Here is a 10,990-nt window from a genome sequence, read left to right as displayed (position 1 = left end):
TCAGCCAAAAGTGGAGTATGCCCATCAGAGATTGGAAGGGTGCATTAAATCAGTTTAGTATTAAGTATGAGGAGAGAATCCCTCTGTAGTAAACGAACCCCGTTTACACAAAATATGGGACACCCTCTCAAACCCCAGTACCGCCCTCTGCTACTACCGTTGGTGTAATTTACCCGTCTTCCGTGACCAACCTGAGTGCAAATGAATGAGCAAGGTGGCGTATTAGATGCTGGCTGGTTGTCACCCCCCTGCAGCTGGCTATATAGTCTATTTTTTGGGTTAGCTTACAGGAGTAGTTTTAATGTGCAGGGCTTCCTCATATCAATTCCTCATAACCCAGACCCCACTGTACCCCCACCAGCCTTAATTAACCGCTTCACTAAGCCAGCCTATACATAGTATTTTGCTCAAGCACCCTTGAAATTTTCACCAATCTAGTGAAATTCCGTCTTTTTATTCTCCTTTACCTATGCTAGGATTTAGTAGTGAATTTTCCATATTTCATATTAATAACTAAAGGTGGGTATATGAAATTTAAATCACTAATTATTGGGCTTGTTACCCCTTTAGTGATGTTAGGTCTTGTATCCTGTGGCGGCGATGGCACTTCAAGTACCCAAGAGGGTAATCCTAATGGCAACATCAAATTTTCAGTCGCCAATGGCGTAAGCCAAGATTTTACTAGCGTTAGCATTACCACTGATTCTAGTAATACCAACCTTTATAGTGGCCCTTTTTCTTGCCCTAGTGCCAATACCTGTAGCCTTACTATTGCAGCTAACACTAAGGAGGGATACACCGTCTTATTTTATAACGCAGATGGCGATTTAGTGGGTGCTTGGACTAGTAGTTCACCACCAGCTAGCTTTACATCAATCAATGCTTCTGCAACTCATTTGGGGGCCTATCTTTTTGGGCAGTTGGATAAGGCCAACCCCGAAGAGAACCATCTGAGTGTAGCGGAGATAAACCACTATTTTTCTAAAAGTAACGCTGCAGCAATAGCACAAGGGCAGACGCCAGATTTTTTTCTTAACTTAAAGATGGATAGTGATACCTATTTTGCAGCGACAGGAGCACAATCTGCAACGGGGTACTATCAACAGCTACAAGCTTCTTTAGACAAAGGTGAAATACTTGCAACACCTCTTTCAAATCCATCAGCGTCCCCAGTTAAGTCAAAAATAATCGTTGCCGCTTCGCCAGTCATTGCTGCTGCGCCAACCCCAAAATGCAGTGTTGCCACTAAGGGGGCTGCCGCTATCGTGGGTGGAGCCGCAGGTGCAGTCGCAGCGTGGGGAGGACAGTCTATTAATATAGAAAATAAAATAGTAGATAACATACCCTACCTCGGGGCCATTTCAAAAGGAATAGCGGCTCTTTTTGGCGCTGCCTGTGATGATACTGAAAACCGATTCCAGGCAATTTTTGATCAGTTAGATTCAATAAAGGCCCAATTAACAAGTCTGCAAACTGGCCTAGACAATGTACAGAATTCGATTAACGCAATACAAAATACCGTCTCACTGAATCAAGCTAAGACTAGTTTTTTGGAGATTCAAACGATTATTAGTGACATGGATGGTGTACTAGCCAGTTACCAAAAGTTTGTGGGCCCACAAAAAGGTCAATATGCAAGTCTCGTTGATTTTTTTGCTCAAACTGGCGGCTTAGATACTGCCTCGATGGTTCCAGGTAGCACTAAAAATGGAGTTCAGGCCGGCGCAATAAAGCTAATAAGTTCTTTAGATGTCCAACGAAAACTGCTAACTGATATAGCACAACCAACCCGATTTGATCTCATAAAAACCAACCTGAATAACGTCTGCGCAACAGATCCGGGCATGAAAAACGCAGTTGGTGATTTCTTAGCTATTCGTAAAGCATGTAACAACATGATTATTAGTTTATTGGTTCAAATTACCGCTTATCAAGGTATGTTCCAAAATATGCTTATAGATGAGCTTAATGTGCTTGAGGTAGCAAGGCTGGCTAAGTTGTCTCAGAGTTTTGATAACCCATTTAAAGGAGAAACTGTAGCACTACAAAAAGTAGATGTAAGAAGCTATGCTCAAGCAGCCTTGACAAATGTCACTGATGGCTTACCTGCAACTTATGGCCTAATGGATGGTTTTCCCATTCTACAAAGTATCGCTAACAAAGATCTAGGTTGCTCTAGATTGAATGCGGATGGCGCATCTTATCAGCCCAATATCTCGGCGTGGTATTCAGGCCCGAATACTCCATGGGGGCCATATGTAGTGGCAAATTGCTCTAATGGCAGTCAGACAACTTACTCGAAATTTTATTATACAGGCGCAACTGCCGCTAGAAATGTGATGGGCGTTTTAGTTGGTAGCGAGGTTTCTTATACTTCAGGCAGACTAACCCAGGCTTATAGATCAAGTGTAAAGTATCGTGGAGCGGAGCCTGGAGACTACGACTACAGTGTCCCGGGCCGAAACACCCGCCGTTCACCAGATTTCATCGACATTAAGGCGCCTTCCAGCATAACTGTGAATAATCAGACTCCTTTTTGCGGAGGAACGCCATTTTGCACATTGAGCGATCAAAATAAAACTGGGCCAGGTAAACAGAATTTTGCTTTAACTCCAAAAGATGGGAGGTATAGTTCTGTTATCAATATGATGGATAACAGCATAAATCCAGAGTATGCGTATGCTGTTATGGGAATAACAGATACCGCTGCTGATGCCAATGGGCGCAGGTTTAGCTATTTGCTGGGGTATGTTTATAGTTTAAATATAGACATTAACAGAGCCTCTGGTAATGCAGAGGAGTTCCATAATCATCAATTTTCATGCTTGACAGCTGATTGCACAATACTAGGGGATCAATTAACTATTCAGTTTAAGAATGGGGCAAAGTCTGATGGTACTGGCCCAGCTGTTAATATGTCTCAACCATCTAATGGTCATTTTATTATGCAAATTAACTAGTGCTATGTACTGACATATTTGCTTGATTCATCCACCTTCTGAACTGATCCCCAACATTTCGACATCAATTCAAACCAAGGGGATTTTATTTTATGTGTAGGACCACCCCTTAACCGTTTGCCATAACCCAGACCCCACCATACCCCCACCCCCTAAATTGACCGCTTCACTAAGCTAGCCTATACATAGTATTTTGCTCAGGGGGTACCCCTTAGTGGGGTTTCCTGCGCTGGAGTAAGCGGGCTTATAGAAACACCCCCTGTCAATGTTTCAATTCAAAAAGGGTGAGGGGTATGTATATTTCTTGATATTAAAAATAATTTATATATAGTACTTAAAGTTGGCAAAACAGTTAGCCGGCCTTAATACAAACTAACCCAATTTATAGGCCACATGAAATCCTGTTTTATCTTAATCTTGCGGTGCATTTATTGTGCATTGATAATTTCACTTGCAGCCTGTGGTGGTGGCAATAGCGGCACCTCTTCTACTGCTCCAGCTACGCCAGATACTCCAACTACCCCTACAACACCAGTAACCCCAACAACCTATAGTACGAGTGCAACTGTCTCTGGCTTAGTCGGTACTACCGTTTTACAAAACAATGGTGCTGATAACTTATCTGTAGCCGTTAATGGTGGTACGACCTTTACAACTCAACTAGCCAATGGTGCTAGCTATGCCATTACTGTCTTAACTCAACCGAACGGCTCTACTTGTGTAGTTAATAATGGGGTCGGTACGATTGCGAGCGCCAACATTACTAATAGCACGGTCGTTTGTACTGTCAACCCTAGTAGCGGTGGTGGCGGTGATTCTGGAGGAGGCGGCGGAACGCCAGCACCAACAGCTACTTTCACGGTGAGTGCAACAGTTTCTGGTTTAGTCGGTACTACCGTTTTACAAAACAATGGTGGTAATAACTTAAGTGTGAGTGCCAATGGTGTGACTACATTTACAACTGCACTAGCTAATGGCGCAGCTTACGCTGTTACCGTCCTTACGAAACCCGCATCACAAATTTGTACTGTATTTAATGGTAGCGGTGTAATTGCCAGTGCTAATGTGACGAATGTCACGGTGGTGTGTACGGGATATGCTTATGTGGCTAATTTTTTTGGGGGTGTATCGATGTTCTCCATTCCTAATTCAGGAATACTAGCCCCCTTAAGTACGCCGACAGTAGTAACAGGAAGTCAGCCAACTGTCATGACCATTAACTCCGCTGGTACCTTTGCATATGCAGTTAATAACAACAGCAAGACCGTATCGATGTATTCCATTCCCGGCTCTGGAATCCTAGCTCCCATAGGTACGCCAGTAGGTACAGATGTGAATCCACAAGGTATGGCTATTAACCCCGCCGGTACCTTTGCTTATGTGACCAATCGAGATAGTGATTCTGTATGGATGTACTCAATTAGTTCTGGAATACTAGCCCCCTTAATTCCAAAGAAAATACTCACTGGAGCTGGGCCATTGGGCATTGCCATTAACCCCGCTGGTACCTTTCTTTATGTGGCCAATATTAATGGTCCATCCGTATCGACATACTCGATTAATGCTGGGACTGGACAACTGACTAACATAGATACAACAGCATTTTCTGGCGCCTCGAACCCTAGGGCCATTGCGATTAACCCCGCCGGGACCTTTCTTTATGTAGTTAATGGCTCTTTAGCTCAAGTAGCGATGTTTTCCATCGCAGGTAATGGACTAATTACCGCCTTAACTCCAGCTACCATAAGTACAGGTGCTTTAGCGCCACTTCCCGTGGCGATTGCCATTAACCCCGCTGGAACCTTTCTTTATGTGGTTAATCAGGATGCTAATAACGTAGCGATGTACTCCATTGATGCTGGGACTGGACAACTTACCGCACTAGGTACACCCACCATAGCTACAGGGAATAGTCCCCAAGGCATTTCTATTAATTCCGCTGGGACCTTTGCTTATGTGACCAATGGACAAAGTAGTACTGTATCGATGTACTCCATTCCTAATTCAGGAATACTAGCCCCCTTAAGTACGCCGACAGTACCATCAAATAATCCAAGAGGAATTAGTTCAAAATAATGGGCAGCCAATGAACGTTGATGAAAATATCATGCATAACTGTTTAACTCATTTGGTGTTGGCTCTAGTAGCGTATAGTAATAACTGTCTTCATAGCTAACCCTCACTAGCCACTCTACGGAGTGGTTTTTTATTGCTTACCAAAAGTAGTGCGCGCGATTAAAATAATAGTATCGAACCTTCGGAAAATTATTGTGATTTGTGGTGCCAAACTACGGAATAAGGATGCCCATTGCCAGAAGCATGGGATGCTAAATGGAAGGTGCCGTCTTCATGGGGGACTTTCTCAAAAAAATCAAGACCATTGGAACTTTCGGCATGGACGATGCACCATTGATGCTCGCCAGCGCTCGGTAGAAACGACTGCTAGGCTCAGATTTTTAGAGATGTTAGCCATAGAGTTAGGGATGATTCCGAAGAAGTGGTAATACGCTGTTTAGCGATTTCTAGATATATTTCTGCAGAACTTTTCGCTACCCTATGGAGTGCTGAAATTACCACCATACATATCGCATAGTGATATACCTATTTTGTACCCATTGCCAACAGTGGCTGTTTTGCGTAGAGTGAAAATCTCCACACCTTACCGCTTATATGAAACAGCCCATTATTTTTATCAATAAGGTTCATCCACCTAAGCACAGTCTTTTTGATGAACAAATTAAGGTCTTAATAAGTAATATTGATCACCTGACAGGTAGACGGAATAAGCCTTCAGATACAACGCAGGCAAAACGACTACTAGCTTCTACGCTTATTATTCAGGGCCTATATCGGTGCTTTTGTAGTCAGTCAAAAGAAGTTAGTCTTGGTGTGCCGTGTCGACCTATTGCATATAACGCTAATGATGAAAATCGAATTAATAACATCAGCTTTAAAATAACCATGTCGGTGATGCATGCGATGGATAAACTTGGCTGGATTTACATTGATAAAGGCCATAGAACTTCGGATGATGCTGGCGAAGTCACACGTATATGGGCGGCTGGGGATTTGCTCAAAGTATTTCAAAAACTAGGACTAGTTTGGGAAGAAATGCAGCCGCTAGCTGAGGTAGTGGTATTAAGGAACTACGACAGCAAATCCAAGAAAAAGTACAAACAAGTCCTGCCGCAATCAGACCCTGTTCGTAAGATGGGTCATAACCTTAAGAAATTTAATAAATTTATTAACCAACAAGTTATATGTTTGGATATGAATAAGTCTAGCTTTCAGCGCTTAGCGGGCGAGCTGGCATATGGTCAAAAAGCAAATAAATATCAATACACCAGAGAAGGATCCTTCCCCAAGTATCTGGATTTCACAATGGTGCAGTTACGCAGGATTTTTGCTCGAAATAGTATGAAATTGGGCGGGCGGTTTTATGGCGGTTGGTGGCAATTTATTCCCAAAAAGTACCGTGTGTATATCACTATCAATTGGTTGCCGACTGTTGAAGTGGATTATTCGGGCTTGCACCCATACATGATTTACCACCTCGAGGGCTTGACCCCACCTAAGGGTGATATGTATGACATTGGGCTGTGGTCTACACCAGCAGAGTGTGATCGCATGCGACCTATTGTGAAAGAGTTCTTTAATGCAATAGTGAACGATGAGCATGGGCGCTATGTACTGCCAAAGAATCATAAGAAAACACTTGGTATCACTAGGGCGCAATTGATGAAATTAATTCAAAAAAAACATGCTCCGATAGCGCACCGTTTTGAAAGCGGCTATGGACTAACGCTCCAATATGAGGACTCTAAGATTGCAGAGCAAGTACTTATGGATCTATTGAGTCAAAATATCGTTTGCTTACCAATTCACGATAGTTTTATCGTTCAGTCGCTAGAACACCCTAAGCTTGAGAAAGCGATGGCGTCTGCTTATAAGAAGCGCTTTGGGTCCGCCATAGATATCAAGGCCACTTTCCAATTTGATGAGGATGCTAATGGAGTATGCAAGTATCCAGTGCAACACAATCTACCGCTGGGTTCCAATGGAAAAGTGGATCACTCAGCGATGTTTGCGATGTTTGCCGATTCAATACATGCCAAGTATGTTCAGTCGCACCGCTTGGCTACTGGGCGTCCGTGATGGCACATCAAGAGATACCTGCACTGTCTATCCACTAACGGAAACCCTTTTTCACTAAATATAAAAAATACCTTTACAAATCAATATTTTACAAGCTTCGTTAGTGATTGGATTTTTACGTAATTTTCATTTTTCAGCCCAGTTTCAGCGCCAGTTGTTGCGGGTTAGGATGGTAGTAGCGTTTAAGCATGGCTAGACTTTTATGACCTGTAACAGCACTTAATTCAAGCAGGTTAGGTAGCTTCTCAGCTAGGCGAGTGGCTGCGGTGTGACGTAAATCATGAATCCGTAAATCCTTTAGCCCGGCTCTTTCTCTGGCTCGCTTAAAGTTATTTTCTAATGCGGCAAAGTTAACGGGAAGCACTCTGCCATCAATGCTTCTGGGAAGTGCTTGTAGTGTTTCTATTGCTCTAGTAGATAGTGGTACCGTTCGTGATTCACCATTCTTGGTTAGGGCTAAATGCGCTGTTCTGGTTTGATAATTAATGTTGTCCCAGCGAAGGCTTAGGAGTTCACCTCTGCGCATGGCGGTCTCAATGGCTAGAATGACAAAGGGTCTCGTATAAATATTACGATTAGCTAATGGTTTACAAGCATCTAAAAGTAGCTGCTCCTCATCGAATGTTAGTATCCGATTTCTGCCTTGGGGTTGCGCTGGCTTTCGCACTCCTAATACGGGGTTAGGAATACTTAAACCCCATTCCCGGCGAGCATGATTAATGATTGCTGAAAAGTAAGCTAGCTCACGTATCACCGTGCTAGGCTTGATTTCTTGTAAACGCTCGTCACGGTACTTGGCAATCTTGCTTGGGGTAAGTGTTGCCATATTCTCTTTAGCAATTAGTCTACGCATCATTGCTTTAAGACGAATAGTATCTGCACTAGCTCCACGCATTAGCGGTGTTACTTCTCGTAAGTAGCGCTCGATGAGTTCGCCAAGTGTAGTCTTTTGGGCTTGGTGGATGCTTGTATATGTTCCCTTATCCCATTCCACCTCAATGCTTCTCGCCCAGCGCTGCGCATCTTCTTTACTGTAGAACGTTTTGACTAAGGCTTGCTGCCCTTGGCGAAATACACGGGCTTGCCATTTGTTACTTCTAAATCGGATTGATGCCATTTCTTATCCTTTAGTTGGACAAGATTTGGACAAGACCAAAAGTTACCTATTGCTAGTGCTGAAATTGTTAGCGTTCACTTCCCCGCTTTCCACTCCCCGCTCTTACCGCCACTCTTTTCTAAGAGCTTGATATCACTCATGACCATGCCACGGTCTACTGCTTTGCACATATCGTAGATGGTGAGGAGGGCGACTTGGACTGCAGTGAGGGCTTCCATTTCGACACCGGTAGGGCCCGTAGTCTCGGCACGTACTTGGCAGTGAATGGTATGGCTTTTAGCATCGGCTTCAAAATTGACGCTAACGTGACTTAGGGCAAGGGGGTGACAAAGGGGGATCAAATCAGCTGTTTTTTTGGCCGCCTGAATTCCTGCAATGCGGGCGATTCCTAAAACATCCCCTTTTTTATAGCTTCCTGCCTCAACCATGGCAAAGGTTTCGGCCAGCATGCAAATAGAGCCAGTAGCAATTGCTGAGCGCTGGGTATGGTCCTTATCTCCCACATTAACCATATGGGCTTGACCGCTATCATCAAAATGTGTGAGTTTATTCATAGGATAAGTTTTACCATAGAGGGATGGAAATCGAAATTTTGGATAAATTGGGTCAAATTTGCTACCGCCGTCTGCGGCAATGGATTACGCTTAGTTTAATTGCTGCACTTGCTTTACCCATGCCCTTGATGATTTCAACAGCACGGGCTGCCGATGTGTCGGTGCAGGGTAATTCGGCTATTTTAGAAAATTTAGGGAGAGCTGTGCAATCGCCGGATGCACGCTCGAGTAATCTGCCGCCGCGATCGCAAACTACAGAGCGGCCCACCTTGTTATTGCCCGACATGGGCGATCCTGGTGGTAATGCATTGAGCCCATTAGAAGAGCGAAAGATGGGCGAACGGATTATGCGTGAAATTCGTCCTGACCCTGATTATTCAGACGATTTACCAATTTATGATTTTTTAAATGAAATGGAGCGACGCCTATTGCAAACTGCCAAAAAATTGCAATTGGGCGGAGCAAATAATCAAGGTAGCGCAGCTTATAACTATGAAATTTTCTTAGTAAAAGACCCCTCAATAAATGCTTTTGCTTTACCAGGCGGGTTTATTGGTTTTCACACTGGCCTAATCGTGGCAGCAGAAAGTGAGTCTGAGGTTGCATCGGTGATGGGACATGAAACTGGACATGTGTTGCAGCGGCATTTAGCACGACAAATGGACAAGCAAACCACCAACACTATGATTGCTTTAGCGGGCGCCTTGTTGGGTGCATTAGCGGCAGCAAAAAATCCGGCAGCAGCCCAAGGCTTAATGACTGGCGGGCAAGCCTTAGCAATTAATAATCAATTATCGTATTCGCGGGATGCCGAGCGCGAAGCAGATCGTATTGGCTTTGAAATTTTGCAAGGTAGCGGTTACGACGTGAATGCAATGCCTTTATTTTTCCAGCGCTTACAAAAAGCCACTGGCATTATGGATAAAGGTATTCCAGAATATGTGCGCACCCATCCTTTAACGACTGATCGTATTGCCGATATGCAAGATCGAGCTCGGGTCGTGCCCCCACGCAATATACCCCCATCAATTGAGTTTTATTTAATTAAAGCGCGCGCCCGAGTTGAACAACAAAGTAGTTCGAGTGGTTTATACGATTTACGCTTAATCTTTGATGGCTTGAGTAAGCAATCTCAAGCAGAAAAACAGCTAGAGGGCTATTACGGCTTAGCTTTAGTAGCTCAACGGCAGGGCAAAATTGATCAAGCAGAAGGGTTTTTACAGAAGGTCCGAAACCTGACCCAGGCCGTCATTGCCCCAGGCTCGCCTATTCAGCGCCAAAGCATTTCTTTAGATGTTACAACTGCTGAGCTGGCCATGGCCAAAGGAAAATTAGCGGAGTCTTTGCAGATTGCTCAAGCCAGTGTGAAAGCCTTTCCACAGTCGTATGCGGCGCCTGTAGCAATGATTAATGCTGAATTAAAACTCGGGCGCAATGCTGAAGCGATTTCTTGGCTGAAAAATCGCACTAAATTACAAGCTTCAGAGCCTTTATGGTGGTCTTTGTTAGCCACCGCCTATCGGCAAGATAATAAACTGGCGTTACATCATTACGCTTTGGCAGAAAAATTTGCTTTAGAAGGTGCTTTACCATACGCAATAGATCAATTAAAAATCGCTCGCTCAATTGGGGGTAGTGATTTTTATCAAGCCTCTACAATTGATGCTCGCATTCGTGATTATCAGCGGATGTTTCGCGAGCAACAGCAAGATGAAGGTAGACCAGGGCGCCAACCGAGTTAAGCCCATGAATTAGTGTAGGGACTTAGTGTAGGCCGTGATGTTTAGTAGGTAGAGGAAAATTTTCTTCAGTTGAGCGGCTTGCATGTAAATGAGCAATGCGCCATCCTTGGCTATCTTGCAAAATAACCAAAGTAATATTTAAGAAAAATTCGGCTTCAATTTGATCGGGCTGAAAATGAACCGCTTCAGTGGTGTCATAAATGGCAGTACCTAATGTCGCATGGGACATGCTGTAAATGGGCTCAAGAAATAGAGCTCGGGTCGCTAAGAGCCGCTCTAAACCCTTGCGAATTTCAGCGTGGCCACTTAAGCGTTGCCCTTCAGGCAGAACACAAGTAATGTTGTCATCGTCTAACCAAAGATCAAGTGCACCTTGTACATTTCGGTGAGCCAAGGTATTTCGCCAGGCATCTACTAATTCATCGGCATTTTGAAACAGGCGAGCAAGGCTGGGCATCTCGA

7 protein-coding genes are annotated in these 10,990 nt (G+C 44.0%); 4 read left to right on the top strand and 3 right to left on the bottom strand.

The genetic code is table 11. The features are described 5' to 3' along the window. Positions 1 to 527 precede the first annotated feature (527 nt). From LZG75_RS10800 to LZG75_RS10790, 3 genes are all read left to right on the top strand, one after another. Positions 528 to 2,960 carry a hypothetical protein gene (locus tag LZG75_RS10800; RefSeq protein ID WP_233937511.1) on the top strand — a complete coding sequence of 811 codons (2,433 nt, stop codon included), beginning with the start codon at positions 528 to 530 and terminating at the stop codon, positions 2,958 to 2,960. 438 nt (positions 2,961 to 3,398) lie between these two features. Then, positions 3,399 to 5,036, top strand: a complete 1,638-nt coding sequence (locus LZG75_RS10795; RefSeq protein ID WP_233937510.1) for a beta-propeller fold lactonase family protein — start codon at positions 3,399 to 3,401, stop codon at positions 5,034 to 5,036. Positions 5,037 to 5,630: 594 nt separating this feature from the next. Beyond that, complete coding sequence (locus tag LZG75_RS10790; RefSeq protein WP_233937509.1) at positions 5,631 to 7,115, top strand: hypothetical protein; 1,485 nt, start codon at positions 5,631 to 5,633, stop codon at positions 7,113 to 7,115. A gap of 133 nt (positions 7,116 to 7,248) precedes the next feature. Here the strand turns inward: LZG75_RS10790 and LZG75_RS10785 are convergent, their stop codons facing one another. Both LZG75_RS10785 and moaC read right to left on the bottom strand, forming a co-directional pair. Further along, positions 7,249 to 8,232, bottom strand: coding sequence for a site-specific integrase (locus LZG75_RS10785; protein WP_233937508.1), 984 nt, complete (start codon positions 8,230 to 8,232; stop codon positions 7,249 to 7,251). Between the two features lie 74 nt (positions 8,233 to 8,306). Continuing rightward, positions 8,307 to 8,786 carry a cyclic pyranopterin monophosphate synthase MoaC gene (moaC, locus tag LZG75_RS10780; RefSeq protein WP_233937507.1) on the bottom strand — a complete coding sequence of 160 codons (480 nt, stop codon included), beginning with the start codon at positions 8,784 to 8,786 and terminating at the stop codon, positions 8,307 to 8,309. A 23-nt stretch (positions 8,787 to 8,809) separates the two neighbouring features. On the opposite strand from moaC, the gene LZG75_RS10775 reads away from it, so the two are divergent. Continuing rightward, positions 8,810 to 10,528: a M48 family metalloprotease gene (locus LZG75_RS10775; protein WP_233937506.1), complete on the top strand. Its 1,719-nt coding sequence runs from the start codon at positions 8,810 to 8,812 to the stop codon at positions 10,526 to 10,528. A gap of 22 nt (positions 10,529 to 10,550) precedes the next feature. Here the strand turns inward: LZG75_RS10775 and LZG75_RS10770 are convergent, their stop codons facing one another. Next, a complete protein-coding gene (locus tag LZG75_RS10770) occupies positions 10,551 to 10,985 on the bottom strand; it encodes a nuclear transport factor 2 family protein (RefSeq protein ID WP_233924623.1) in 435 nt (144 codons plus the stop codon). Positions 10,986 to 10,990: the final 5 nt, after the last annotated feature.

Source organism: Polynucleobacter sp. IMCC30063 (genome assembly GCF_021395235.1).
In the GTDB taxonomy this organism is placed as follows: domain Bacteria; phylum Pseudomonadota; class Gammaproteobacteria; order Burkholderiales; family Burkholderiaceae; genus Polynucleobacter.
Note: the sequence above shows the minus strand (reverse complement) of the source record. Positions and strands in the feature narration are given on the sequence as shown.